Origin of the sequence: Streptomyces sp. NPDC020597, assembly GCF_044335095.1 — a bacterium.
Classification (GTDB): Bacteria; Actinomycetota; Actinomycetes; order Streptomycetales; family Streptomycetaceae; genus Streptomyces.
Genome location: NZ_JBIRUL010000002.1, coordinates 352,768 through 379,251, shown reverse-complemented (window position 1 = coordinate 379,251; position 26,484 = coordinate 352,768). Strand labels below are relative to the sequence as shown.

Genomic DNA, 26,484 nt, shown 5'->3' with positions numbered 1-26,484 from the left:
CAGGGCGCGCTGGCCCGCGCGCCCCGGCGGCCGGACGCGCCTAGACCTCGAGGTCGACCACGACGGGCGCGTGGTCCGAGGCCCCCTTGCCCTTGCGTTCCTCGCGGTCGACGTAGGAGTCCTTGACCGCCTTGGCGAACGGCTCGTTGCCGTACACCAGGTCGATGCGCATGCCGCGGTTCTTGGGGAAGGCGAGCTGACGGTAGTCCCAGTACGTGAACGGGTGGTCGTACTTCAGGGGGCGCGGGACGACGTCCGACAGCCCGGCCTCGCGCAGGGACGCCAGGGCGGCCCGCTCGGCCGGGGTGACATGGGTGAGGCCCTCGAACGCGGCCCGGTCGTACACGTCGTCGTCGGTGGGCGCCACGTTGTAGTCGCCCATGACCGCGAAGGGCCTGCCGCCCGCCGCGTCCTGGGCGACGGCCGCCTTGAGGGCCTCGAACCACTGGAGCTTGTAGGCGTAGTGCGGGTGGTCGACCTCGCGGCCGTTGGGCACGTAGACCGACCACACGCGGACCGGACCGCAGGTCGCCGAGATCGCGCGCGGCTCAGGCGCGCCGTCGTAGCCGGGATCGCCGGGCAGGCCCTTGACGACGTCCGCCAGGCCGACGCGGGAGACCACCGCCACGCCGTTCCACCGGCCGGTGGCGTGGACCGCCGCCTCGTAGCCCAGTTCGCGCAGCTGCTCGAACGGGAACTGCTCCTCGGCGACCTTGGCCTCCTGGAGGCACAGCACGTCGGTGCCGCTGCTCTCCAGCCAGGCCAGGAGCCTCGGCAGGCGGGCGGTGATCGAGTTCACGTTCCAGGTCGCGATACGCATGTCCCACAACCTACCGGGCGCCACCGACACTCACAGTGCCGCGCTCTCCCCCGGCGCCAGCCTCAGGTGTTCCGCGTCCGCGAGACCGCCGATCTGCCGGTCGTAGATCGGCCGGGCGAGGTCGGTCAGCAGGGCGTCGTGGACGTCGTAGGCGCGCTGCGGGCGGACCTCGCGGACGTAGTCGATGACCTCGGAGATCTTGCTCCAGGGAGCCATCACCGGAAGCATCAGCGTCTGCACGGGGTGGCCGGGGACGGTGAGGGCGTCGCCGGGGTGGAAGACCCGGCCGCCGTCGATCAGATAGCCGACGTTGGTGATGCGCGGGATGTCCGGGTGGATGACGGCGTGCAGTTCGCCGTGCACCTGGACGTCGAAGCCCGCCGCGGTGAACGCGTCGCCGTGGCCGACGGTGTGGACGCGGCCGGGGAAGGCCGCGGAGATCTTCTCGGCCACCGACCTCAGGGTCCAGATCTCGGCCGCCGGGTCGGCCTCCAGGGCGGTGCGCAGCCGCTCCTCGTCGAAGTGGTCGGGGTGCTCGTGGGTGACGAGGATCGCGTCCGCGCCGAGTGCGGCGTCCGCCTCGCTGAACCCGCCCGGGTCGACGACGAGCGTGCGCCCGTCCTTCTCCAGGCGCACGCACGCGTGCGACATCTTCGTGAGCTTCAGTGCCGTCATGCGTCCCATCCTGCCCCCACGCCGTCCGCCCGGCTCACTCGCCGGGGGTGGTCTCCTCGCGGACGACCTGCTGCGCGACCCTGAACGCGCCGCTCGCCGCCGGCAGACCGCAGTAGACGGCCGCCTGGAGCAGCACCTCGCCGATCTCGTCCGGGGTGAGGCCGTTGCGCAGCGCGGCCCGGGTGTGCACGGCGAGCTCCTCGAGGTGGCCGCCGGCGACCAGCGCGGTGAGCGTGACGCAGGAGCGGGTGCGCCGGTCGAGGCCGGGACGGTCCCAGACCTCGCCCCAGGCGTAGCGGGTGACGAACTCCTGGAAGTGCGCCGCGAAGTCGTCGGCCTGCGCCAGCGTCCGGTCCACATGGGCGTCGCCGAGGACCTCCCGGCGCGCCTTGAGTCCGGCGTCGTAGGGGTCGGGCCGGCCCATGACCTGCGGCGGCTGCAGGACCGGGGCGGCCGCGATCTCCGCGACGGCCACCGGCTGCTGGGACTGCAGGGGCTGCAAGGGCTGCGGCGGCATGGTGGGCATCGCGCGGACCGGGATGCCCGGGACCGCCGTCTGCCCGGTGACCGAGTCGTAGGCGGGCTGCCACGCGGTGGAGAAGTGGCGGACCAGCAGGTCGGTGACGGCGGCCGGCTGCTCCACCGGGACGAGGTGGGAGGCGCCCGGTACGACCGCGAGCCGGGCGTCCGGGATGCCGGCGACCAGGGTGCGGGCCTCGGCGGGGCCGGTGACCTGGTCGTCCGAGCCGGCGAGGACCAGCGTCGGGACGCCGACGAGGCCGATCTCGGCCCGTACGTCGAACGCGGCGAGCGCCTCGCAGGCGGCTATGTAGCAACCGGGGTCGGTGGTGCGCACCATCTGCACGGCCCACTCGGTGATCGCCGGCTGCGCGGCCGCGAATCCGCCGGTGAACCAGCGGTCGGGCGAGGTGCGGGCGATGGGGTCCAGGCCGTTCGTGCGCACGATCACGCCGCGCTGGCGGAACTCGTCGGCCGTGCCGAACCGGGGCGACGCCGCGATCAGCGCGAGCGAGGCGACGCGCTCGGGGTGGCGCAGGGCCAGTTCCAGGCCCACCGCCCCGCCGAAGGCGCAGCCCGCGTAGCCGAAGCGCTGCACCCCGAGCCCGTCCAGTGTGACGAGCAGCCGTGCGGCGAGGTCCGTGACCGAGCCCGCCGGGTGGGCGGGTGCGCCGCCGTGGCCCGGCAGGTCGAAGCGGAACACCCGCCACTGCTGGGCCAGCTCGGGAACCTGGCGGTCCCACATGTGCCAGGTGGTGCCCAGTGAGGGACCGAGGATCAGGACCGGGGCGTCTTCCGGCCCGTCGAAGCGGTATTGCAGGGTGTTCATCGGTGTCTCACTCACCCGCCTGAGCCTTTCATCTGTCACGGCAGCCCCTATGAGCAGGGTGCCGACTGTAGCTGTTTCGACCAGGTGGAAGACCTCGCATGTCGCGTAGCGTGCGGGAAAGCGGACGATTCACGTCGGGTCCTGTCCTCCCCGTGACCACCCGCGCTGTACTTCACCGCGTTCTCGTGGGACGCCTGCCGGGCGGACAGCACCGGGACCGGGACGCGGGTCCAGCCGCGCGGGCCCTTGACGGCGCCCGGCCGACCGGCGGCCCGGATTCCCCCGGGCCGCCGGCTTCCGCGCGGGTCGCGTGAACGCGTGAAGCCGTCGGCTCATCGGCCTGTCGGCTTGCGCTCTTCTCGGCTTCCGCGCTCTTCGGCTCCTGCGCTCTTCAGCTCTTCGCCACCAGGTCCTTGAGCGCGATGTTGAGCTCGAGGACGTTCACGCGAGGCTCGCCGATGAAGCCGAGGGTGCGGCTCTCGGTGTGCTCCTTGAGCAGCTTCTCCACCCGGGCGACGGACAGGCCGTTCCTCTCGGCGACCCGGTGCACCTGGATCTCCGCGTACTGCGGGGAGATGTCCGGGTCCAGGCCGGAGCCGGAGGAGGTGACGGCGTCGGCGGGGACCTCGGACGGCTCGACCTTGTGGTCGGCGGTCGAGTTGTCCCTGACGACGGCGGCCTTGGCGGCGGTCACCCAGTCGATCAGGTCCCTGTTGTCGGCGGACCGGTTGGTGGCGCCGGACAGGATCAGCTTGTACCGGGTGTTGACGCCATTGACGCCGAGGCCGTTCTGCGGGCGGCCCTGGAACCACCGCAGGTCGGGCTCCGGGGTCTGCTCCCCCTTCTTCAGCGGCAGGTTGTACGGCTGCCCGATCAGGGAGGAGCCGACGACCTTGCCGTCCGCCTTGATCTCGGAACCGTTCGCCGTGTCGCTGAATAGTGCCTGGGCGATGCCGGTGACGACGAGCGGATAGATGGCGCCGGTCACCAGGGTCAGCACGAGGAGGGCGCGCAGGCCCGCCCCGAGCAGGCGGAGGGTGTTGGTTACCGAGTTGTTCATGGCCTTCAGCCGATCCCGGGGATGAGGGAGACGAGCAGGTCGATGAGCTTGATGCCGATGAACGGCGCGATCAGGCCGCCGACACCGTAGATCGTGAGGTTGCGCCGCAGCATCCTGTCGGCGCTGACCGGCCGGTACTGCACGCCCCTCAGGGACAGCGGGACCAGCGCGATGATGACCAGCGCGTTGAAGACGACGGCGGACAGGATCGCGGAGTCGGGCGAGGACAGGCCCATGACGTTGAGCCTGTCCAGGCCCGGGTAGACCGCCGCGAACAGCGCCGGGATGATCGCGAAGTACTTCGCCACGTCGTTGGCGATCGAGAAAGTCGTCAACGCGCCCCGGGTGATGAGGAGTTGCTTGCCGATCTCGACGATCTCGATGAGCTTGGTCGGGTTGGAGTCGAGGTCGACCATGTTGCCGGCCTCCTTGGCGGCCGACGTGCCCGTGTTCATCGCGACGCCGACGTCCGCCTGGGCCAACGCGGGCGCGTCGTTCGTACCGTCACCCGTCATCGCGACGAGCTTGCCGCCCGCCTGCTCCCGCTTGATCAGGGCCATCTTGTCCTCGGGAGTGGCCTCCGCCAGGAAGTCGTCGACGCCTGCCTCCTCCGCGATCGCCTTGGCCGTCAGCGGGTTGTCACCGGTGATCATGACGGTCCTGATGCCCATCCGGCGCAGTTCGTCGAACCGCTCCCGCATGCCGTCCTTGACGACGTCCTTCAGGTGGATGACGCCCAGGACACGGGCTCCGCCGGCGTCCTCGACGGCGACGAGCAGCGGGGTGCCGCCGGCCTCGGAGATGCGGTCCGTCAACTGCGAGGCGTCCCCGGCGACTTCACCGCCCTGTTCCCTCACCCACGCGACGACCGATCCCGCGGCGCCCTTGCGGATCTTCCTGCCGTCGACGTCGACGCCGGACATCCGGGTCTGGGCGGTGAAGGCGATCCACTCGGCTCCGGCCAGTTCGCCCTGATGCCGCTCGCGCAGGCCGTACTTCTCCTTCGCCAGTACGACGATCGAGCGGCCCTCGGGCGTCTCGTCGGTCAGCGACGACAGGTGGGCGGCGTCGGCGACCTCGGCCTGCGTGGTTCCCGACACCGGCACGAACCCGGACGCCCGGCGGTTGCCCAGGGTGATGGTGCCGGTCTTGTCGAGCAGCAGGGTCGACACGTCACCGGCGGCCTCGACCGCGCGGCCGGACATGGCCAGGACGTTGCGCTGCACCAGGCGGTCCATGCCGGCGATGCCGATCGCGGACAGGAGCGCACCGATCGTGGTCGGGATCAGGCATACCAGCAGCGCCACCAGCACGACCGTCGTCAGGTGGGTGCCCGCGTAGTCCGCGAACGGCGGCAGGGTGGCGACCGCGAGCAGGAAGACGATCGTGAGCGAGGCGAGCAGGATGTTCAGCGCGATCTCGTTCGGCGTCTTCTGCCGGGACGCGCCCTCGACCAGGTTGATCATCCGGTCGATGAAGGTCTCGCCCGGCTTGGAGGTGATCTTGACGACGATCCGGTCGGAGAGGACCTTCGTACCGCCGGTGACGGCCGAACGGTCGCCGCCGGACTCACGGATGACGGGCGCCGATTCACCCGTGATCGCGGACTCGTCGACCGAGGCGACGCCCTCGACGACGTCACCGTCGCCGGGGATGACGTCACCGGCCTCGCAGACGACCAGCTCACCGATCTTCAGGTCCGTACCCGGCACCCGTTCCTCGGCGCCGTCCTCGAGCAGCCGGCGGGCGACGGTGTCGGTCTTGGCCTTGCGCAGGGTGTCCGCCTGCGCCTTGCCGCGGCCCTCGGCGACCGCCTCCGCCAGGTTGGCGAAGACGACCGTGAGCCACAGCCAGGCGCTGATGGTCCAGCCGAACCAGTCGCCGGGGTCCTTGAAGGAGAAGACGGTGGTCAGGACGGACCCCACCCACACCACGAACATCACGGGGGACTTGACCATCACCCGCGGATCGAGCTTGCGCAAGGCGTCCGGGACGGACTTGACGAGCTGTTCGGGGTCGAAGAGGCCCGCGCCCACGCGGCCCTCGGCGGGCCTGCGCCCGGTGGGTACGTCGCTGTGCGGCGCCTGGGTCGGGGTGACTGGGGACATCGCGTCCTCTTGCTTCGTTGCGTCGGTCGTCATGACGCCAGCCCCTCGGCCAGCGGACCCAGCGCGAGGGCCGGGAAGTACGTCAGACCGGTGATGATCAGGATCGCGCCCACCAGCAGCCCCGTGAACAGCGGCTTCTCGGTGCGCAGGGTGCCCGCCGTCACCGGCACGGGCTTCTGTTCCGCCAGCGAACCCGCCAGCGCCAGGACGAACACCATCGGCAGGAAGCGGCCGAGGACCATGGCCAGGCCCAGGGTGCTGTTGAACCACTGGGTGTCCGCGTTCAGCCCGGCGAAGGCCGAGCCGTTGTTGTTGGCGGCGGACGTGTAGGCGTAGAGGATCTCGGAGAATCCGTGCGCTCCGCTGTTGGTCATGGAGTGCGCCGGGGTGGGCAGGGCCATCGCGGCGGCCGCGAGGACGAGCACCAGCGCCGGGGTGACGAGGATGTAGCAGGCGGCCAGCTTGATCTCGCGGGTGCCGATCTTCTTGCCCAGGTATTCAGGCGTGCGGCCGACCATCAGACCGGCGATGAACACCGCGATGACCGCCATGATCAGCATGCCGTAGAGGCCGGAGCCGGTGCCGCCGGGGGCGATCTCGCCCAGCATCATGCCGAGCATGGTGATGCCGCCGCCGAGGCCGGTGAAGGAGGAGTGGAAGGAGTCCACCGCGCCGGTCGAGGTGAGGGTGGTCGCGACGGCGAAGATCGAGGACGAGCCGACGCCGAAGCGGACCTCCTTGCCCTCGTACGCGCCGCCCGCGATCTGCGGCGCGGGGCCGTGGTGGGCGAACTCGGTCCACATCATCAGGGCGGTGAAGCCGATCCAGATGGTGACCATGGTGGCGAGGAGGGCGTACCCCTGCTTCACGCTGGCGACCATCACACCGAACGTGCGGGTCAGGGAGAGCGGGACGACCAGCAGCAGGAAGATCTCGAAGAGGTTGGTGAAGGGGGTCGGGTTCTCGAAGGGGTGGGCACTGTTGGCGTTGAAGTAGCCGCCGCCGTTGGTGCCGAGCTCCTTTATGGCCTCCTGTGAGGCCACCGCGCCGCCGTTCCACTGCTGCGAGCCGCCCGTGAACTGGCCGACCTCGTGGATGCCGGAGAAGTTCTGGATGGCGCCGCAGGCCACCAGGACGATCGCCGCGATGAAGGCGCCCGGCAGCAGGATGCGGGTGACACCGCGCACCATGTCCGACCAGAAGTTGCCCAGTTCACCCGTGCGGGACCGGGCGAAGCCGCGCACCAGAGCCACCGCCACCGCGATGCCGACGGCCGCCGACACGAAGTTCTGCACCGCGAGCCCGGCCGTCTGCACGACGTGGCCCATGGCCTGCTCGCCGTAGTACGACTGCCAGTTGGTGTTGGTGACGAAGGACGCGGCGGTGTTGAACGCCTGGTCCGGGTCGATCGAGGAGAAGCCGAGGGAGCCCGGCAGCACGCCCTGCAGCCGCTGGAGCAGGTACAGGAACAGCACGCCGACGGCCGAGAAGGCGAGGACGCCGCGCAGGTAGGCGGGCCAGCGCATCTCGGTGTCGGGGTCGGCGCCGATGCCCTTGTAGATCCACTTCTCGACCCGCCAGTGCCGGTCGGAGGAGTAGACCCTGGCCATGTGGTCGCCGAGGGGGATGTAGCAGAGCGCCAGGGCGCCTGTGAGTGCCAGCAGCTGGAGGACGCCGGCGATTACGGGACCCATGTCGGACCTCAGAACCTCTCCGGGAAGATCAGGGCGAGGACGAGATAGCCCAGCAGGGCGACGGCCACGATCAGGCCGACGACGTTCTCGGCGGTCACAGCTTCGTCACCCCCTTGGCGACGAGGACCACCAGCGCGAACAGCGCGATCGTGGTGACGACGAAGGCCGCATCGGCCATCGCGAACTCCTAGGAAGAGGTTCGGAAGAGAACGGACAGACAGAGCAAACCCCCGCTCCGGCCGGAATCGGTCGGCGTTGACGAGTCCCGTACGGCGGCCCCCGCACCTTTGACGGGACTCTTACGGCCCCCGTCCGTACCGGCCCTCACAGCAGGCGCAGGCGCAGCCGGCGTCTCCGGGAAGCGGCCACCGGCAGCGGCAGCACGACCACGACCAGCCAGGCGCCCTCCTCGAACCAGCCCGCCGTGACGACGACCGCCGCCATGCCGGTCGGCGGCGCGCCGAAACTCCGTTTCCGGATCGTGACGAGGGGCCGGCTCACCCCGCTCACCTGCGGGGCCGTACGCCCCGTCATACGCAGAGCACTCCCCGTATACACGTGATGTATACATGCGGCGTATACACCGCGTGTAGAGTGGTCTCCATGTCCATCGGTCACACCCTTTTAGGGCTCCTGGAGTCCGGCCCGCGCCACGGCTACGACCTGAAGCGGGCCTTCGACGAGACGTTCGGTCACGACCGGCCGCTGCACTACGGCCAGGTCTACTCGACGATGTCCCGGCTGCTGAAGAACGGCCTCGTCGAAGTCGACGGCGTGGAGGCCGGGTCCGGCCCGGAGCGCAAGCGCTACGCGATCACCGACGCCGGCGTCACCGACGTGGCGCAGTGGCTCGCGACCCCGCAGAAGCCGGAGGAATACCTCCAGTCGGAGCTCTACACCAAGGTCGTCCTCGCGCTGCTCACCCACCGGGACGCCGCCGACATCCTGGACGCCCAGCGCTCCGAGCACCTGCACAGCATGCGCATCCTGACCGACCGCAAGCGCAGGGGCGGCCTGGCGGACCAACTGATCTGCGACCACGCCCTCTTCCACCTCGAGGCGGACCTGCGCTGGCTGGAGCTGACCGCCGTCCGACTCGACAAACTCCGTGAGGCCCTGGCCCGATGACGACTTCTCCCCCCGGCGCCCTGCTCACCGCGCAGGACCTGCGCAAGACCTACGGGCCCACCCACGCCCTCGACGGCGCCGCGTTCTCCATCCACCCCGGCGAGGTCGTCGCCGTCATGGGCCCCTCCGGCTCCGGCAAGTCGACGCTGCTGCACTGCCTCGCCGGCATCCTGCCGCCCGACTCCGGGTCCATCCTCTACAACGGCCGCGAGGTGACGACGATGAGCGACGCCGGGCGCAGCGCGCTGCGCCGCTCCGAGTTCGGCTTCGTGTTCCAGTTCGGCCAGCTCGTCCCGGAACTGACCTGCGTGGAGAACGTCGCCCTGCCGCTCAGGCTGAACGGCACCTCCCGCAAGGAGGCCGAACGGGCGGCGCTCGGCTGGATGGAACGCCTGGAGGTCGACGACCTGAAGGACCAGCGGCCCGGCGAGGTCTCCGGCGGGCAGGGCCAGCGCGTCGCCGTGGCGCGCGCACTGGTCACCGGCCCCCGGGTGCTGTTCGCCGACGAACCGACCGGCGCGCTCGACTCCTCCAACGGCGAACGGGTGATGGGCCTGCTCACCGAGGCGGCCCGGTCCGCCAACGCCGCCGTCGTCCTCGTCACCCACGAGGCACGGGTGGCCGCCTACTCCGACCGCGAGGTCGTCGTACGCGACGGCAGGTCCCGGGACATGGAGCGCGCCGTATGAGTGCGCGCAAGGAGCGCTCGGCAGGCACGCGGGCCGGCCTGCTCGGGCGAAGCCGGGGGCCGGGGACGGGCCGGGTGTGGGGAAGGACCGCGGACCTGGCCATGGGAGCCCGCTTCGCGGTCACCGGCGGCCGCGAGGGCTGGGTCCGCACGACGCTGACGGCGGTCGGCGTCGGCCTCGGCGTGGTTCTGCTCCTGCTGTGCACTGCGATGCCCAACGTGATGGCCTCCCGCACCAGGGTGGAGGACGCCCGCTACGCCGACGTGTACTCCCGCGATGTCCCGGCCAAGGCCGATAACACCCTGCTGGTCGCCGACGCCGACACCACCTGGCACGACGACGACGTCCGGGGCCGGTTCCTCGAACCCGAGGGCGCGCGGGCGCCGCTGCCCCCGGGGGTCGACCGCTTCCCGGCCAAGGGCGAGATGGTGGTCTCCCCCGCACTCGGGAAGCTGCTCGACTCGGGCGACGCGCAACTGCTGCGCGAGCGTCTGCCGTACAGGATCATCGGCACGATCGGCGAGCGCGGGCTGATCGGCTCGCACGAACTGGCCTACTACGCGGGAGCCGCGGGGCTGACGCTGTCGGACGGCGCCCTGGCGACGCGGCTGACCGCGTTCGGAAAACCCGACGCGACGCCCGAGAAGACCGACCCGGTGCTGCTGCTCATGATCGCGGTCGTGTTCGTCGCGCTGCTGGCGCCGGTCGCCGTGTTCATCGCGGCCGCCGTCCGCTTCGGCGGCGAACGCCGCGACCGCCGCCTCGCCGCGCTGCGCCTGGTCGGCTCCGACCGGGGCATGACCCGGCGGATCGCGGCGGGAGAGGCGCTGGCCGGATCCCTGCTGGGCCTGGCCGTGGGCACCGGTCTCTTCCTGCTCGGCCGGCAGAAACTGGGCACCAGCGAGTTGCTCGGCGTGAGCGTGTGGCCCAGCTACCTCGACCCCGCTCCGGCCCTCGCCGCGCTGGTCGCGGTGGCGGTGCCGGTCGCCGCGGTGCTGGTCACGCTGCTCGCGATGCGCGGCGTGGTCGTCGAGCCCCTCGGCGTGGTGCGCGCGGCCAAGCAGCGCCGCCGCCGGCTGTGGTGGCGGCTGCTGCCCCCGCTGGCCGGCCTCGCGATGCTCTACCCGATGATCGGCCAGGGCCACAAGAACGGGGACTTCAACCAGTACCTCGTCATCGGCGGCGTCCTGATGCTGCTGATCGGCATCACCGCCCTGCTGCCCTGGGTCGTGGAGGCGGTCGTCGCACGGCTCGGCAAGGGCCCGCTGTCCTGGCAGCTTGCCGTGCGACGGCTGCAGCTGAGCAGCGGCACCGCCGCCCGCATGGTCAACGGCATCGCCGTGGCGGTGGCCGGCGCCATCGCGCTGCAGATGCTCTTCACGGGCACGCAGGACCAGTACACCGAGAGCACCGGCCAGGACCCCGACCGGGTCCAGATGCAGGTCGACTTCAGCGGCCCACGGCAGCTGTCCGGCGTCGAGCGCGAATTCGCCGGCGCCAAGGGCGTCCGGGCCGCGGTGGCCCTGGCCCGCTCCCAGTACGGGGACGCCCGGCTCAACCCGGAGAACAGCGAAGGCCTGACCGTGGGCGACTGCACCGCCCTGCGCGAACTCGCCACGCTGCCTTCCTGCAAGGACGGCGACGTGTTCGTCACGAGAACGCGGAGCGGCTACGCGGACCCCGGCAACGCATCCGAGATCGCCCTGATCAAGCCCGGCCGACAGCTCTACATCGACCCGTCGTACGACGGCGGCGGCCGCGGCCGCGAAGTGCCCTGGACCGTTCCGGCGGGCGTCAGGGTGGTGGACGCGCGCAAGGACTCGCTCCTGAACTACACCAGCCTGCTGGTCACCACCGCCGCCCTGCCCCCCGCGGCCGCGCCCGCGGTGTTCTCGGACGGCGTCTACCTGCGCCTGGACCCCTCGGTGCCGGACTCACGGGAGTACGTGCGCAACGTCGCCGCACGCATCGACCCGCTGGCACAGACCTACGGGTGGACGGCGACCCAGGAGAACTCCCGGTACACCTCCATCCGCACCGGATTGTTCATCGGCACCGCCTTCGTGCTGGCGCTGATCGGCGCGAGCCTGCTGGTCTCCCAGCTGGAGCAGCTGCGCGAGCGCCGCAAGCTGCTCTCCGCGCTGGTCGCCTTCGGCACCCGGCGCCGCACGCTGAGCATGTCGGTGCTGTGGCAGACGGCCCTCCCGGTCGGGCTCGGCCTCGTCCTGGCCACGACGGTGGGGGTGACCCTCGGCGTCGTGCTGCTGAAGATGACCCGGACACCGGTCACGATGGACTGGACGAGCGTGCTCGCCATGACCGGCGTGGGCGCGGCCGTGGTCTGCGTGGTCACGCTGCTGAGCCTGCCGCCGCTGCTGCGCATGATGCGGCCTGGGGGCCTGCGCACGGAGTAGGCCCCCCGGGCCGCACCCGTCCGACGGAGTCGGGCTCCTCCCGCCGGGAGGGGCCCGCTCCCGCATGGGGGCCGGTCCGGTCGGAGCCGGCCGGGTTCGCGTCGCTGACCGGCCGAACCGGGGGCGCCCCGCCCGGTCCGGCCGGTGAGGACGACGGCGCGACCGGGCGGCGGCGTCAGACGCCGGACGCCGCCGCAGGACGGCGCCCGCCGGACCCGGTCACGTGGACCCGGTGCCCGTGGGGACGGGCGACGAGGCCCTGTGGTCCTCGTCCGGCGCCGGGTCGGCGGGTCCGGGCAGCCCGCCGAGGCCTCCTCCCGAGGCCGCGCTTTCCCGGGCCGGGCCTACCGGGGCCTGGCTTTCCTGCGCCGGGCTTTCCTGCGCCGGGCTTCCCTCGGCGGGCTCGGTGCTCTCGCCCAGGAAGCCGCCCGACTGGTGCTGCCACAGCTTGGCGTACGCGCCGTCCGCCGTCAGCAGCTCGGCGTGGGATCCCTCCTCGACGACGCTTCCGCGGTCGAGGACGACCAGACGGTCCATGCCGGCGACGGTGCTCAGACGGTGGGCGACCACCAGGGCCGTGCGCCCGTCCATCAACCGCCACAGGGCGTCCTGGACGAGAAGCTCGCTCTCCGAGTCCAGCGCACTGGTCGCCTCGTCGAGCAGCAGGATCGGGGCGTCGCGCAGAATGGCCCGGGCGAGGGCGACGCGCTGACGCTGGCCGCCCGAGAGCTTCACTCCCCGCTCCCCCACCAAGGTGCCGAATCCTTCCGGGAGTTGGTCGGCGAACTCCGTGACGTGCGCGGCCAGGGCCGCGGCGCGGATCTCGTCGTCGGTGGCGCCGGGCCGGGCGAAGGCGATGTTGTCCCGCAGGCTTCGGTGGAACATGGCGGGTTCCTGCGGAACGTAGGCGATCAGGGAGCGCAGGTCGCTCTGGCGCAGCCGGCTGATGTCCTGACCGCCGATCAGGATGCGCCCGCCGTCGATGTCCGACATCCGCAGCAGGAGCCGGGTCAGCGTGGTCTTGCCGCCGCCGGACCTGCCGACCAGCCCGATCCTCGCCCCCGCGGGCACGTCCAGTTCGAGTCTCCGGAAGATCGGCTTCGCGCCCGCGTGGGCGAACGTCACCGCCTCGAAGCGGATGCCGGTGTCCCGCACCGCGAGCGGTTCGGGTTGCGCCGGATCGAGCACGGTGGGCGGATCCAGCAGCAGTTCCGTGAACTGCGCGGCCTCGGTCATCGAGCTTTCCAGCCGACGGTAGATCTGGTTGAACTCGAACATGATCTGGGTCGCGTTGGAGTAGTAGGTGAAGGCGATGACGACCTCCTCCACTCCTCGTCCCGGGCCGCCGAAGGCGATGGCGACCACCAGGCCCAGCACGTTGGTCAGCACGGACAGCGGGGCGATCAGGGTGTCGACGCGCAGATTGCCGTAGTCCCACGACCTCAGCGTCAGACGCCGGGATTCCGCGACGCGCCTGCGGTGTTCGTCGGCCTCCCGCCGCTCGGCCGCGAACGCCCGGATGGTCTCCATGTTGGCGAGACTGTCCGCGACGTGTCCGGAGACCCGGGCGATCGCCGCCTCACGGTCGTGGACGAGCCTCTGCCGACGGCGGATCAGCGGTGTCGCGGCCAGCGCGGTGAGCGCGATCATCACGAGCAGTCCGGCGACGAGCATCGGTTCGTAGCTCCACAGCACCACGGCCCCGAACACCAGGGGGACGAGACTGCCCACGATCCGGTACGTCATCGTGTCGACGAAGTCCTCGAAGCGCTTGCCGAAGCTCAGCACCCGTTTGGTCAGGGAGCCGGCGAAGTTGTCGTGGAAGAACGCCGCGTCCTTGGCGAGGAGTTCGTCCATGCCGCTCACGTACAGGTGCTCCATGCCGAGGGCGCCCACCCGGTTCAGGCAGTGCTGCCCGACCCGCCACACGGCCTCGGCCAGCAGCAGCGTCGCGCCGAAGCCCAGCACGTACGGCAGCGCCGAGGGGAGGTCGAGACCGCTGTCGTCCGCGGCCCGTCCCGCCAGTTTGGCGATCAGCAGGGGGGCGACGTAGCGGATGCCGATGTTGCCCACGGCCGGCAACAGCAGCGCGGGCAGGGCCAGTCGTCGTAGTCGCAGCAGTTCCAGGCCGTAGCGGCGCAGCGCCAGGACGACGGCGCTCCTGCCCGGCGTCGACGCTGGCGTATCTGTTGTTCCCATCACACTCCCGGTGGTTCGGAAGTCGGAAGTGTCCCGTTCAGGAAGGGCCGCAGTCCAGGCATTTACTGCGGAACGGCGACAATCGGACACCAGCGCACTTCCCGATACCTACCGGACCTGTCCGATCGCGGCGGCCCGTGATCAGAACTCGCCCGTGCCGCCCAGTCCGGTGAGCGCGCCCACCGGGTCCGGGTCGGGGGTGCCGCGCGGCCACCAGTCGTCACGGCCCGGTTCGGACTCGTACGCGTACCACAACCCGTCCCGGCCGAAGCGGAGTTGCACATGGCCGCGGGGGTGGGTGAGGTGGTTGCGGCGCGGGCGGAAGGCGGGCAGGTCGGCGGCCAGAAGGAGGGGCCTGGCCCGGTCGAAGCGGCCCGCGGGCGGGTCCCAGGACTCCTCCAGGACGGCGAGCCCGTCCGGTCCGCCCTGTCGCCAGGCGGCCACCGCGCGCGCCAGTTCGGACGGGGTGCGGCCGGCGGCGGAGGCCAGCGAGGCGTAGAGGGCCCGGGTGGCGACGGTGAGCCCGGAGCCGGGACGGGAGGCGGCGAGCCGTACGGCGTCCTGCCAGAGGGTCAGTGCGCCGATCGCGTCGTGGCCGCTGGTCAGCAGGGCGTGGGCGCGGGCGGCCGCGTCGGTCGCGAGATGGTCCAGCGCGAAGGAGTCCGGGCCGTTCGGCGCGGACGGGTACACCGGAGGCTGCTCGGGGTGCGCGGGCGGGGGCAGCGGGGCCGGCAGGGGCGGCAGCCGGCGCTCGGCGAGGGCCTCCGCGGCCCGCACGCCCGGCAGCGGCCGCGGTTGCCGCTCCTGTGCGGCGCGGGCAGCCCGGGCGGCGTTGCGCCGGGACAGCGCGTCCAGCAGCTCGCGCTCGCCCCGCCCGCGCAACAGGAGCAGCACGAACGGGTCGGCGTCGAGCAGCCGTGCGGTCTGGTAGCAGAGCGCGGCCGCGTGCTTGCAGGGGTGACCGCGGTCGGGACAGCTGCACTGCGGTTCCAGGTCGCCGGGGCCGGGCAGCAGCGGCACCCCGCAGGCGGCCAGCGACTCCGGCATCTCCTTGTCGAGCAGTGCGGCGATGTGCCCGGGGTGCTCGACGGCGGCGGCCAGGAAGCGCTCCCAGTCCTCCTCGCCGAGGGTGCGCAGCCGGACCTGGACGCGGTACGGGCGGGGGCGGCTGCCCTGCACGTAGGCGAGGACGTGTCCCGGCGTGACCGTGATCGCGTCCACGTTCCCCTGTTCGGCGTAACCGCGCCCGCGGACCACGCGCCGGGGGTCGAGGGCGCCCTCCTCGAGCGCGGCGACCCATGCGTTCCCCCACCAGGTCCCGGCGAAGGCCTCGCCGGTGCGGGGAGGGAAGGCCGGAAAGGTGCGGCGGTGATCGCCGTCCCGGGAGGGGGCGGCCATGGAACGGGGAGCGGGGGGCGGGACGTCGTCGAGCGCCAGGGAGACGGCGCGGCCGTCCGGGCCTTCGGGACCGTCGAAACCGTCGAGGCCGTCGAGGCCGTCGAGGCCGTCGAGGCCGTCCGGGCGGCTCTCCGCGCGGTCCCGGCGATTCCCTCGCACGCGCTCCGGTCCGGGGCCGGGCTCGAACCGGGGCTCGGGTGCGGATTCGCGATCGGGTGCAGGGGTGGAATCGGGTGCGGCTGAGAAATCGGATGCGGAATCGGAACCGGGTGCTGCGGAATCGGGTGCGGGCTCGGCGCTGTCGTCCGACGGCATGCGGAAGGAGTCGGCCAGCAACTCCCTTACCGCGCGGGCGCGTTCGTCGGCGATCCGATCGTGTCGGCGGTCCGCTCGCCGGACGTCGGCGGAGCGCGAGGCGGGCGGCGCGGCCGAGCGCGTCCCGGGGCTCCGGTCGGGACGGTGACGTGGCCGGCGCAGGGCCGTCTCGGGGGCCGGCTGTGCGGCTGTCTCCGCGGGCGCCCCGTCAGGTGTCCGCGGCTCGGTTGCGGACGGGCCGCGGCGCGCCTGGGCCCGGGCCGCGCGCAGGGCTTCACGGGCGACGTCCCCGGGACGCGGGCCGGCCGTCGCGGGCGCAACGGTCGCGGCGTCCGGGACGGGCCCGGTCCCTGGGTGCGCGGTGTTCCGGACGCCCGTCAGGCGCGGGGAGGACGGGGTGGGCGCGGTGGGCGGCGTGTCGGACGGCGGGGCGCCGGCCCCCGCCGGATCCGCGGCGGCCTGCCCTGCGGCGGGCGGCGCGGCGGCGGCCTGCCCTGCGGCGGGCGGCGCGGCGTCCGCCGTGGACCGGGAACGGGCCACGGGGACGGTCTCGGTGCCGGCGGAGGCCGTCGCCTCCGCCGGATCCGCGGCGGCCTGCCCTGCGGCGGGCGGCGCGGCGTCCGCCGTGGACCGGGAACGGGCCACGGGGACGGTCTCGGTGCCGGCGGAGGCCGTCGCCGCGGCGCCGGCGGCTGCGTCGACCACCGGAGCGGAGCCGCCCGCAGGACCGCTGCCGGACGGGAGAACCGGGCCGGCCCCCGGATCGGGGTCGGCCCCGGAGTCGGCCCCGAGGCGGGCCCCGGCCGTGGGCGCCGGGCCGGCGTCGGTCACCGGACCGATGCCGGCCGCCGCGCCCTGGGCTTCGGCGGCCGCGGAGTCCGCCGCGGCACCAGGCGCGTCGACGGGACCGGGGTCCACCGCGGAGCCCGGTTCGGCCATGGCGGGAGCGGGCTGCGGGGGCCGGCGCAGGGCCGCGCGGGCGACGTCCCCGGGCCGGGGGGCCGCTGGGGCCGGGGGATGGTCGGACCGGTCGGTCCGCCGCTCGGCGCGCTGCTCCGGCGCGGTCTGCTGCGCGCTCTGTTCCTGCTGCCGCTCACGCGCCGCCCGCAGTGCTCGGCGCGCCTCGTCGGCCGGCCCCGGACTCTTGTGCGGTTCGCTCATCACGCCTCCCTCCGCAGCCTGACCAGGTCGGTGAGCTCACGGTCCGTCAGTTCGGTCAGGGCCGACTCGCCCGAGCCGAGGATCGCGTCGGCCAGGGCGCGCTTGGCCTGGAGCATCTCGGCGATGCGGTCCTCGACCGTGCCCTCGGTGATGAGGCGGTGCACCTGAACCGGCTGGGTCTGGCCGATGCGGTAGGCGCGGTCGGTGGCCTGCTCCTCCACCGCCGGGTTCCACCAGCGGTCGAAGTGCACGACGTGTCCCGCGCGCGTCAGGTTGAGGCCGGTGCCGGCGGCCTTCAGGGACAGCACGAGGACCGGGGTCGCGCCGCTCTGGAAGCGGTCCACCATCCGTTCCCGCTCCGGCACGGGAGTCCCCCCGTGCAGCAGGTCCACGGGGACGGCGCGGGCGGCGAGGTGGGCGGTGATCAGACGGGCCATGCCGACGTACTGGGTGAAGACGAGGGCCGAGCCGTCCTCCGCGAGGAGGGTGTCCAACAGTTCGTCCAGCAGGGCGAGTTTGCCGGAGCGGGCGGCGAGGGCGTCGCCGACGGAGGCCGCGTCCTCCTTGAGGTAGAGGGCGGGGTGGTCGCAGATCTGCTTCAGCGCGCCGAGGAGCTTCAGCACCAGGCCGCGGCGGGCGATGCCGTCCGCCGTCTCGATGGCCAGCAGTGATTCGCGGACCACCGCCTCGTAGAGGGCGGCCTGTTCGCGGGTGAGCGGGACCGGGTGGTCGGTCTCCGTCTTGGGCGGCAGCTCGGGCACGATGCCGGGGTCGGACTTCTTGCGGCGCAGGAGGAACGGGCGGACCAGCCGGGCGAGTCGCTCCACCGCCTGGTCGTCCTCGCCGTTCTCCACCGCGCGCGCGTGCCGGGCGCGGAAGGACTTCAGGGGGCCGAGGAGACCGGGTGTCGTCCAGTCGAGCAGCGCCCAGAGCTCGGACAGGTTGTTCTCGACGGGGGTGCCGGTCAGGGCCACGCGCGCGGGCGTGGGGATCGTGCGCAGCGCCTTCGCCGTCGCCGAGTAGGGGTTCTTGACGTGTTGCGCCTCGTCCGCGACGACCATGCCCCACGGCTGTTCGGCCAGGGCCGGGGCCGCCGAGCGCATCGTGCCGTACGTGGTGAGGACGAAACCGCCGGACAGCTCGGCCAGGCTGCGGCCCGGTCCGTGGAAGCGGCGGACGGGCGCCCCGGGCGCGAAGCGGTTGATCTCGCGCTGCCAGTTGCCCAGCAGCGAGGCCGGGCACACCACCAGGGTGGGCTCGGTGCGGGCGCGCTTGAGGTGCAGGGCGATGACGGTGATCGTCTTGCCGAGGCCCATGTCGTCGGCGAGACAGCCGCCGAGGCCGAGCGAGGTCATCAGGTCCAGCCAGGCCAGACCGCGCAGCTGGTAGTCGCGCAGGACGGCGTGCAGACCGGCGGGCGGCTCGGCGGGCCGCACCCCGGCGGTGAGGCGGTCGCGCAGGGCGGCCAGGGCGCCGACGGGCACCGCCTCGACGGTCTCGCCGTCGACCTCGGCCACGCCCGAGAGGGCGACGGACAGGGCGTCGACCGGGTCCAGCAGGCCCAGTTCGCGTTTGCGGGCCTTGCGCACCAGCGCCGGATCGACCAGCACCCACTGGTCGCGCAGCCGCACGACCGGGCGGTGGGCCTCCGCCAGCGCGTCCATCTCCGCCTCGCTGAGCGGGTCGCCGCCGAGCGCCAGCTGCCAGCGGAACTGCAGCAGTTCCTCGCCCTCGAAGAAGCCCGCGCCGTCGGTCGCGGAGCCGGGCGCGGGACGGACCACGGCGGCCGCGCTGAGGTCCTGCGCGAGGTCCCGGGGCCAGTGCACGGCGACCCCGGCCGCGGCGAGCCGGGCGGCGGCCACGCCGAGCAGGTCGCCCAGCTCGTCCTCGGAGAGGGCCAGGACGTCCGGCGCGTCCTGGTCGGCGAGCCGGGCGAGCGGCGCCCACACACGGGCCGCGCGCCGCACGGCGAGGGCCGCGTCCACGCGGGCGCGTGCACCGAAGGCCGCGTCGGCCTCGCCCGCCCACAGAGCCGCCGCGTCCGTCACCAGGGTCGGGTCGGCGAGGCTGTGCACCTGGACGATCGCCGCGCCGGCGCTGCGCACCCGCGCCCCGCCGTGGCCGTCGTCATCGGGCGCGTCGAACATGTCGTACGCCGACAGGTCGAGGCGGAGCGAGATCCGCACGCCCGCGTCCATGCCGGCGGCGACCTCCGCGGCCCAGTCGTGGGCGCCGGGCAGCCGCTGGGGACGGCGGTCCGCGAAGGGCCTGCCGCAGGCGTGCGGCGCCGCCGGGGTGCGCGGCAGGGTGTCCGCCACCGCGTCGAGGAAGGAGCGCATCAGGGGCTCGGGCCGGGGCAGCAGGAGCGGGCCGGGACCGTCGAGCGGCACGGCGTGGCCCTCGTGCGGGAGGGCGGCGGCGACCGCGCGCAGATGCGCGATGTCCTGCGGGTCCAGCGGGCCCGCGCGCCAGGCGTCGTGTCCGGTGGGGGTGAGGCCGGGGAGCAGGCGGCCGCGGGCGGCGAGCCGCAGCGCGTGCAGCGCGGCCGCGCCCCAGCAGGCGGTCGCCGGGTGGGCTGCGGGGTCGTGGCGGGCGCGCACGAGCAGCGGGAGCGCCGCGTCGAGCGGCAGGGACAGGGCGGGGGTCCGCCTGCGGCGGATCGTGGCGCCGTGGCGCCGGACGACGGTGAGCTCCATGCGTTCGGCTTCCGCCGTGTCGGGCAGCGCGCCGTCCGCCGGGTCCCAGAAGGCGACGCGGCCCTCGCGCGGGAGGGGGGCGGGCAGGAAGACGGCGGCGAGGCGCACGCAGGAGGACGCGGAACCTGGCTCGGCGGCAGCCGCCCTGTCGGCCATGACGCTCATGCCGGTGTCCACCTCCCGCCGTCTCGGATCAGTCGTCTTCGACTCTACGGGCGGGGTCCGACAATCGGTCCCGGGCGGCCGGCCGGTCACCCCGCCGGGTCCGTCCGGGGCGCTCCGGGAGCCGGGTCAGGGGACCGTGCGGGAGACGACGTACACGAACGGGAAGACCGCGTTTCCGGTGTTCACGACGATGTCCAAGGTCGGCTGCGGGTTCTTGCGCTCGAGGACGACGCCGAAGTCGTCCCCCGGGCGCGAGCCGGGGCCGCTGAACTTCCAGCCGGTGATCTCCTGGTCGCGGTCGCTGATGGCGATGTCGCTCTTCTTCAGGTCGTCCCGGCCGACGCCGATCTCCGCGAGGAACTGGTCGAGGCCGGCCTGTGTGGTCTGGAACTGCACATAGAGCCGGCTGGTCTTCCAGTTGTTCGTCTCGTAGTAGGCGACCTTGTTGGCGGGGTGCGGGACCGGCACCTGGTAGAGGCGGCGCTGCACCTTCGAGGGCCAGCCCTCGGTCAGGCCGGTCGCCGAGTACTTCGCCTCTTTGTCCTTGCCGCTGCTGCGGCTCTGGTTGGCGGAGATCACCAGGTAGCCGGCCGGGACGCCGATGAGCAGCACGATGATCAGCAGGGTGAGGGCCCTGCGGCGGATCATGTGCCGGCGGTCCTCCGGCGGGCGGGGCGGCTCGCCGGAGGGCGCGGCCTGGTGGGGCAGCGGTGCTGTCATGCGGTGTCCGAGGTGGTGCGGGGCGGCGGCGGTACCGGGGTCATGCGATGTCCTGGGCGGAGGGCGGCACGGGCGCGAGGACCGTGGCTCGGGCGGAGGGCGGCACGGAGGTCACGCCGTGTCGCGGACGGGGGGCGGCACGGACGCCATGGCCGTGTCGCGGGGAGAGGGCGGCACGGACGTGGGGCCGTGGTCCGGGCGGACGCGGCACCCGCGTGTCACGCCGTGTCCTGGGTGCGGCGGGCCGCCTCCGTGAACCGCTCGAAGCGCTCGTAGCGCTCCACGCGGCGGCGCTTGGCGCGCCGGAAGCGGCGGGCCACCAGACGGGCCAGGTCCGCGGCGCCGACCATGCCGGCCTCGGGGCCGAGCTGGGCGCGCACGATCCGGGCCTCGGGGCGGTAGCCGCGACCGGTGAGCTGGCGCTTGAACGCGTCCCGCGCGGGGCTGATCAGCAGGTCGTCGGCGGCCGAGACGCCGCCGCCGATCACGAAGCAGGACGGGTCGAGGGCGGCGGCGAGGTTGGCGATGCCGACGCCCAGCCACTGACCGATGTCCTGGAGCAGCTCGATGCACATCGCGTCGCCCTCGCGGGCCAGCTCGGTGATCATGGGGCCGCTGATGTCCCCGATCTGCCCCTTGACGTGCTCGATGATCCCGTAGGCCACCGGAGAGTCGGCGGCGGCCAGCTCCTTGGCCTCTCTGACCAGGGCGTTGCCCGAGCTGTACTGCTCCCAGCAGCCGCGGTTGCCGCACGGGCAGCGGTGGCCGCCGGGCACGACCTGCATATGGCCGAACTCGCCGGCGACGCCGTACTTGCCGCGCTTGACCTGGCCGTCCTCGAGGATCGCGCCGCCGATGCCGGTGCCGAGGGTGATCATGACGAGGTGGTCCTCGCCGCGGCCCGCGCCGAAGCGCCACTCCGCCCAGGCGGCGGTGTTGGCGTCGTTGTCGACGAGGACGGGCACCGCGAGACGGCCGGAGAGGCGGTCCCGAAGGGGTTCGTTGCGCCAGGACAGATGGGGCGCGAACAGCACACGGTTGCGGTCGGCGTCGACCCAGCCCGCCGCGCCGACGCCGACGGCGTGCACGTCGTGGCGGTCGGACAGGTCCAGGACCAGTTCGACGATCGTGTCCTCGACGACCTTCGGGCTCTTCGACTTGTCCGGCGTCTCGGTGCGGACCTTCTCCAGGATGTTGCCGTCGGCGTCGACGACGCCCGCCATCACCTTGGTGCCGCCGATGTCGATGCCGACGGTGGGCACCCGTGGCGCGGTGAGGAGCGAGCGGCGCTCCCTGGTGCCCACCGTGCGGAGTGCGGGGGCGCGGCGGGAGCCGATGGGGGCGCTGAAGTTGCCGTAGGTGCTCATCGTCGCCGATTCTGCCTCACCCTCACCTCGGGTGCCGAGCCGGGCGACGACGGCGCGCGGCCTTTGACGACGGCGGACGCCCGGCGAACGCGACGGCTCGGCCACGGGCTCCCGCGCGACGCCGCAGCTCGTGGCGGGGGTCGCCGGGGCGGCTCTGGTCGGCGTCCCCGCCGTCGGCCTGCCAGGGTGACGGGGGTCACAGCGTCACGGATGTCACGCGCTCCGCTCATGTCGCCCGCGGGCCGGCCCGCGGTCGCCGTGGCGCTCAGGGGCGCACGAGCAGCTGGAACTCGAAGGAGTAGCGGGTCGGGCGGTAGATGTGATCGCCGAACTCCACCGCGCGGCCGGTGTCGTCGAAGGTGGTGCGCTGCATGGTCAGCAGCGGGGCGCCCCGGTCCTCGGCGAGCCGCTCGGCCTCGTCCTCGGTGGCGGCGCGGGCGCCGATGGACTGGCGGGCGCTGTGCAGGGTGATGCCGGCGGCCCGCATCAGGCGGTACAGGCCGGTGGCCTGGAGCTGTTCCGTGTCGAGGTCGAGCAGGCCGGAGGGCAGGTGGTTGCACAGGTACGCCATCGGTTCGCCGTGCGCCAGGCGCAGCCGCTCCACCCGGTGGACGTCGCTGCCCTCGGCCACCCCGAGCGCGGCCGCCACCTCGGCGGACGCCGGCAGCACCGTGTTGGCCAGGACCGTCGTCGCCGGACGCTGCCCGGCCGCCTCCAGGTCGTCGTAGAGGCTGCTGAGCTCCAGCGGGCGCTTGACCTGGCTGTGCACGACCTGCGTGCCGACGCCCCGGCGGCGCACCAGGAGCCCCTTGTCGACGAGCGACTGGATCGCCTGGCGGACGGTCGGCCGGGACAGGCCGAGCCGTGCGGCGAGCTCGATCTCGTTGCCCAGCAGGCTGCCGGGGGTGAGCGATCCGTGCTCGATCGCGGCCTCCAGCTGCTGGGCGAGCTGGAAGTACAACGGCACCGGCGAACTGCGGTCCACACGTAGTTCCAGCTGCACGGTCGGGTCCACTCCTGGTTTCGGCACGGCCCGAGCGTAGCTCCGCGACCGGTTGACGGGAAGTTGTGTAGTCCGATTGTCCGGACATGCACATTGACAGGTGCGGTCTGCGACGTCACTTTGGTTTCATGCGCATCGGGGTCATCGGGACGGGCCGCATAGGCACCATTCATGCGAACACACTCAGCCGTCACCGCGAGGTCGGATCCCTCATCCTGACGGACGCGGACCAGGCGCGGGCCCAGGAGCTCGCCCTGCGGCTGGGCGAGACGGCCGCCCCCGGGGTGGACGAGATCTTCCGCTGGGGCGTGGACGCCGTGGTCATCACGACGGCCACCTCGGCCCACGCCGAACTGATCGGTCGGGCAGCGCGCTCCGGACTGCCGGTCTTCTGCGAGAAGCCGATCGCCCTGGACCTGGCGGGGACCTTACAGGCGATAGCCGAGGTCGAGAACGCCGGGACCGTCCTCCAGATGGGCTTCCAGCGCCGCTTCGACGCCGGGTACTCGGGCGCCCGGGAGGCGGTGCGCTCGGGACGGCTCGGACGGCTGCACACGGTGCGGGCGCTGACCTCCGACGAGTCGGCGCCGCCGGCCGCCTGGCTTCCGGTGTCCGGCGGGATCTACCGGGACGCGCTCATCCACGACTTCGACTGCCTGCGCTGGGTGACCGGGCGCGAGGTGGTGGACGTGTACGCGGCCGGGTCCGACGCCGGTCCGGCGATGTTCCGCGAGGCGGGGGACGTGGACACGGCTGCCGCGGTCCTCACCCTCGACGACGGCGCCCTCGCCACCGCGACGGCGACCCGGCTGAACGGGGCGGGCTACGACGTCCGCATGGAGCTGGCCGGGGAGCTGGACCAGATCGTCGTGGGCCTGGACGACCGCACGCCGATCGCGTCCACCGAGCCCACCGGTCCGCCTGCCGCGGACAAGCCGTGGACGGGATTCCTGGAACGCTTCGAACCCGCCTACACGGCGGAACTGAACGCCTTCGTGGACGTCGTCCGCGGGAAGCGCGCCAATCCGTGCGACGGCCGGGAGGCCCTGCAGGCCCTGCGCATAGCCGAGGCGTGCGAGGTGTCCCGCCGCGAACGCCGGGCGGTACGGCTCGCGGAGATCCCGGCCGCCCTCGGGACGGCGTGAGCCGGGACGCTGCCCCTCGGGACGCCGTGAGCCGGGACGGGGAGCCACCGGGACGGCGGACGGTGCCCCGGGACGGCGGACGGAGCCCTCGGGACGGCGTGAGCGGACACGGCGGGCCTGCGCGGCGAAGGGCCGCGGGTCCTGCCGCCGTCCGGATCCGCTCCAGGATCCGCCGCCCGGCCCTTCCCCCGGATCCGCCGCCCCGATCCGCTCTCCCCGGATCCGCCGCCCGCAGTCTTCGCCCGGTCACGGCACTAGACGATCCCCGCCCGTCCCGCCGTGTCCGGTCCGTCGTCCAGCAGGTCCGCTTCGTGGGCGAGCAGGGCGATCTGCACACGGTTGTTGAGCCCGAGCCGGGCGAGGATGCGCGAGACGTGCGCCTTGACGGTGGCCACGCTCATGAACAGCCCGGCGGCGATGTCCGCGTTGGACAGCCCCCGGCCCACGGCGACGGCCACCTCGCGTTCGCGTTCGCCGAGGGCCGCGAGCCGCACGCGCGCGTGGGCGCGCCGGGTGTCGGCGGCGGCGCCGGCCGCGTGGTCCATCAACTGCCGGGTGACCGTCGGCGACAGGACCGGGTCGCCGGCCGCCACCTTGCGCACGGCGTCGAGGATCTCGGCGGGCGGGGTGTCCTTGAGGACGAATCCTGCGGCCCCCGCGCGCAGCGCCCGCAGCACCTGTTCGTCGGCGTGGAAGGTGGTGAGGACGACCACCTGCGGGGCGTCCTCGCGCGCCCGCAGCCGTTCGGTGGCGGTCAGTCCGTCCACCGCCGGCATCCGAATGTCCATCAGGACGACGTCGGGGCGGGTGCGCTCCACCAGTTCCTCGGCCTCGCCGCCGTCGGCGGCCTCACCGACGATCTCGATGTCGTCGGCGCCTCCCATCATGAAGGTCAGACCGGCTCGCACCAGGGGATCGTCGTCGACGAGGAGGAGTCTGATCGCAGTCATGGGCCCACGAAATCACGGTGGGGGCCCGCGGGTTGCGCGGTGCGCCGATTCACCCCCACGGCAGCCGCGCCCGCACCTCGAAGCCTCCGTCGGTGCGCGCACCGTGCTCCAGGCGTCCCCCGGCCAGCGTCGCCCGTTCGGTCAGGCCGATCAGGCCCTGGCCGGAACCGGGGACGGGCGGGACGTCGCCCTCCGGCGCGGGGTTGCGCACGCTCACGGCGATGCCCTCGCCGGGGCCGCCGGAAACGGTGACCGCGACCTGCGCGCCGGGGGCGTGCTTGCGGGCGTTGGTCAGCCCCTCCTGGACGATGCGGTAGGCGGTGCGGCCGACGGAGGCGGGGACCGCGGCGGCCTCGGCGACCCGCTGGTCGAGGGCGACCTTCATGCCCGCCTCGCGCGACTCGGCGACCAGCGTCTCCAGCGCGGCGAGCGTGGGCTGGGGCCGGCCCCCGTCGTCGTGCTCCCCGGCCCGCAGGACGCCGATGATCTCCCGCAGGTCCTGGAGGGCCTCGTGGGCGCTCTCCCGGATGACGCCGGCCGCCCGGGCGATCTCCTCACGGGACGCGTCGGGACGGAACTCCAGTCCGCCCGCGTGCACGCTGAGCAGCGTGAGCCGATGGGCGAGCACGTCGTGCATCTCCCGGGCGATGGCCTCGCGGGCCAGCCGCTGCGCCTGCTCGGCGCGCAGCCGGGCCTCCGTCTCGGCGCGCTGCGCCCGGTCGCGCAGGCTCAGCACCAGCTGCCGCTTCGACCGTACGAACATGCCCCAGCCGAGAATCGTGACGGTGATCAGCACGCTCCACACCACCGACGGCGTGTACGCCAGGTCCGGGTCCGGACGCACCAGCACGACCAGCGGGGTCAGCGCGAGCTCGACGCCGCCCACCCAGGCCGCGTACCGGAACGGCCGGTGCACGGCGAGCGTGAAGAGGGCGACGACGAGCGCGCCGGACGAGGAGGTCGACAGGATTCCGAGCGGGACCAGCACGACGGACAGGGCGAGCGGCCACCGGCGGCGCAGCCACACCGCCGCGCAGGCGAGGGCGCCCAGCAGCTGGTCCGCCACCGCGACGGCGGGCGGCAGCTCGCGCTCGCCCGGCATCGAGTCCACGACCGCCAGGCCGACGAGGACGGCCAGGAGGAAGCAGGAGAAGTCGACGATCCAGTCGCGTGCGGTGCGCCGGTGCCGTGGTCCGCGGCCCTCGGCGTCCGGGTCGAGCTCGGCGACCACCGCCGACGGCCACAGCCACCGGGGGCCCGTGAAACCGGGTGCCGGCGCGCTGCCCTCGTCTGCCCTCATGGACCGAGAATCTACGCAGGAAGAGGCCCGGTGACCTCCCCGCCGACGGCGATCGCCCACCGATGGACGACGACGGTCGACCTAAGTCGCGCCGCCGCCTCCTTTCGGCGGCGGCGGCCGGCCGGTGCT

General features: G+C 73.2%; 20 protein-coding genes. 4 read left to right on the top strand and 16 right to left on the bottom strand.

What is annotated here, in order from left to right; genetic code table 11:
- Nucleotides 1–40: 40 nt before the first annotated feature.
- The 8 genes from ACH4ZA_RS05280 to ACH4ZA_RS05245 form a co-directional block, all read right to left on the bottom strand.
- The gene (locus ACH4ZA_RS05280; protein ID WP_319281467.1) at nucleotides 41–820 is read right to left on the bottom strand and encodes an exodeoxyribonuclease III; all 780 of its coding nucleotides are present in this window, start codon (nucleotides 818–820) and stop codon (nucleotides 41–43) included.
- 30 nt (nucleotides 821–850) lie between these two features.
- Nucleotides 851–1,486, bottom strand: a complete 636-nt coding sequence (locus ACH4ZA_RS05275; protein WP_319281478.1) for an MBL fold metallo-hydrolase — start codon at nucleotides 1,484–1,486, stop codon at nucleotides 851–853.
- A 43-nt stretch (nucleotides 1,487–1,529) separates the two neighbouring features.
- Entirely contained in the window at nucleotides 1,530–2,858 is a 1,329-nt protein-coding gene (locus ACH4ZA_RS05270; protein ID WP_319281468.1) for an alpha/beta fold hydrolase, read from the bottom strand.
- 376 nt (nucleotides 2,859–3,234) lie between these two features.
- Entirely contained in the window at nucleotides 3,235–3,903 is a 669-nt protein-coding gene (locus ACH4ZA_RS05265) for a potassium-transporting ATPase subunit C (RefSeq protein WP_398428088.1), read from the bottom strand.
- 5 nt (nucleotides 3,904–3,908) lie between these two features.
- Nucleotides 3,909–6,044 carry a potassium-transporting ATPase subunit KdpB gene (kdpB, locus tag ACH4ZA_RS05260; protein ID WP_398428087.1) on the bottom strand — a complete coding sequence of 712 codons (2,136 nt, stop codon included), beginning with the start codon at nucleotides 6,042–6,044 and terminating at the stop codon, nucleotides 3,909–3,911.
- Nucleotides 6,041–7,705, bottom strand: coding sequence for a potassium-transporting ATPase subunit KdpA (gene kdpA / locus ACH4ZA_RS05255; RefSeq protein ID WP_398428086.1), 1,665 nt, complete (start codon nucleotides 7,703–7,705; stop codon nucleotides 6,041–6,043). The genes kdpB and kdpA overlap by 4 nt, the downstream gene beginning before the upstream one ends.
- Before the next feature lie 8 nt (nucleotides 7,706–7,713).
- Complete coding sequence (gene kdpF / locus ACH4ZA_RS05250; protein WP_018566520.1) at nucleotides 7,714–7,803, bottom strand: K(+)-transporting ATPase subunit F; 90 nt, start codon at nucleotides 7,801–7,803, stop codon at nucleotides 7,714–7,716.
- 226 nt (nucleotides 7,804–8,029) lie between these two features.
- The gene (locus ACH4ZA_RS05245; RefSeq protein ID WP_398428085.1) at nucleotides 8,030–8,239 is read right to left on the bottom strand and encodes a hypothetical protein; all 210 of its coding nucleotides are present in this window, start codon (nucleotides 8,237–8,239) and stop codon (nucleotides 8,030–8,032) included.
- Nucleotides 8,240–8,308: 69 nt separating this feature from the next.
- Here ACH4ZA_RS05245 and ACH4ZA_RS05240 point away from each other — a divergent pair, with 69 nt between their 5' ends.
- The 3 genes from ACH4ZA_RS05240 (at nucleotide 8,309) to ACH4ZA_RS05230 (ending at nucleotide 11,936) form a co-directional block, all read left to right on the top strand.
- The gene (locus tag ACH4ZA_RS05240) at nucleotides 8,309–8,833 is read left to right on the top strand and encodes a PadR family transcriptional regulator (RefSeq protein ID WP_398428084.1); all 525 of its coding nucleotides are present in this window, start codon (nucleotides 8,309–8,311) and stop codon (nucleotides 8,831–8,833) included.
- Entirely contained in the window at nucleotides 8,830–9,522 is a 693-nt protein-coding gene (locus tag ACH4ZA_RS05235) for an ABC transporter ATP-binding protein (RefSeq protein WP_319281477.1), read from the top strand. Before ACH4ZA_RS05240 ends, ACH4ZA_RS05235 begins: the two co-directional genes overlap by 4 nt.
- 101 nt (nucleotides 9,523–9,623) lie before the next feature.
- Complete coding sequence (locus ACH4ZA_RS05230; RefSeq protein WP_319281479.1) at nucleotides 9,624–11,936, top strand: FtsX-like permease family protein; 2,313 nt, start codon at nucleotides 9,624–9,626, stop codon at nucleotides 11,934–11,936.
- A 219-nt stretch (nucleotides 11,937–12,155) separates the two neighbouring features.
- On the opposite strand, the gene ACH4ZA_RS05225 is transcribed toward ACH4ZA_RS05230, so the two are convergent.
- The 6 genes from ACH4ZA_RS05225 to ACH4ZA_RS05200 form a co-directional block, all read right to left on the bottom strand.
- Nucleotides 12,156–14,135: an ABC transporter ATP-binding protein gene (locus tag ACH4ZA_RS05225; protein WP_398428083.1), complete on the bottom strand. Its 1,980-nt coding sequence runs from the start codon at nucleotides 14,133–14,135 to the stop codon at nucleotides 12,156–12,158.
- Nucleotides 14,136–14,276: 141 nt separating this feature from the next.
- Nucleotides 14,277–16,388, bottom strand: coding sequence for an SWIM zinc finger family protein (locus tag ACH4ZA_RS05220; RefSeq protein ID WP_398428253.1), 2,112 nt, complete (start codon nucleotides 16,386–16,388; stop codon nucleotides 14,277–14,279).
- Between the two features lie 620 nt (nucleotides 16,389–17,008).
- Complete coding sequence (locus tag ACH4ZA_RS05215; RefSeq protein WP_398428252.1) at nucleotides 17,009–19,861, bottom strand: DEAD/DEAH box helicase; 2,853 nt, start codon at nucleotides 19,859–19,861, stop codon at nucleotides 17,009–17,011.
- 135 nt (nucleotides 19,862–19,996) lie between these two features.
- Nucleotides 19,997–20,590, bottom strand: a complete 594-nt coding sequence (locus ACH4ZA_RS05210) for a sugar kinase (RefSeq protein ID WP_319280810.1) — start codon at nucleotides 20,588–20,590, stop codon at nucleotides 19,997–19,999.
- 218 nt (nucleotides 20,591–20,808) lie between these two features.
- Entirely contained in the window at nucleotides 20,809–21,957 is a 1,149-nt protein-coding gene (locus ACH4ZA_RS05205; RefSeq protein ID WP_398428082.1) for an ROK family glucokinase, read from the bottom strand.
- Between the two features lie 265 nt (nucleotides 21,958–22,222).
- A complete protein-coding gene (locus ACH4ZA_RS05200; RefSeq protein WP_319280812.1) occupies nucleotides 22,223–22,960 on the bottom strand; it encodes a GntR family transcriptional regulator in 738 nt (245 codons plus the stop codon).
- A gap of 128 nt (nucleotides 22,961–23,088) precedes the next feature.
- On the opposite strand from ACH4ZA_RS05200, the gene ACH4ZA_RS05195 reads away from it, so the two are divergent.
- On the top strand, nucleotides 23,089–24,105 hold the full coding sequence (locus ACH4ZA_RS05195) for a Gfo/Idh/MocA family oxidoreductase (RefSeq protein WP_319280808.1): 1,017 nt from the start codon (nucleotides 23,089–23,091) through the stop codon (nucleotides 24,103–24,105).
- 254 nt (nucleotides 24,106–24,359) lie between these two features.
- On the opposite strand, the gene ACH4ZA_RS05190 is transcribed toward ACH4ZA_RS05195, so the two are convergent.
- Entirely contained in the window at nucleotides 24,360–25,055 is a 696-nt protein-coding gene (locus tag ACH4ZA_RS05190) for a response regulator transcription factor (protein ID WP_319280806.1), read from the bottom strand.
- Between the two features lie 49 nt (nucleotides 25,056–25,104).
- The gene (locus ACH4ZA_RS05185) at nucleotides 25,105–26,355 is read right to left on the bottom strand and encodes a histidine kinase (RefSeq protein WP_319280804.1); all 1,251 of its coding nucleotides are present in this window, start codon (nucleotides 26,353–26,355) and stop codon (nucleotides 25,105–25,107) included.
- Nucleotides 26,356–26,484 lie beyond the last annotated feature (129 nt).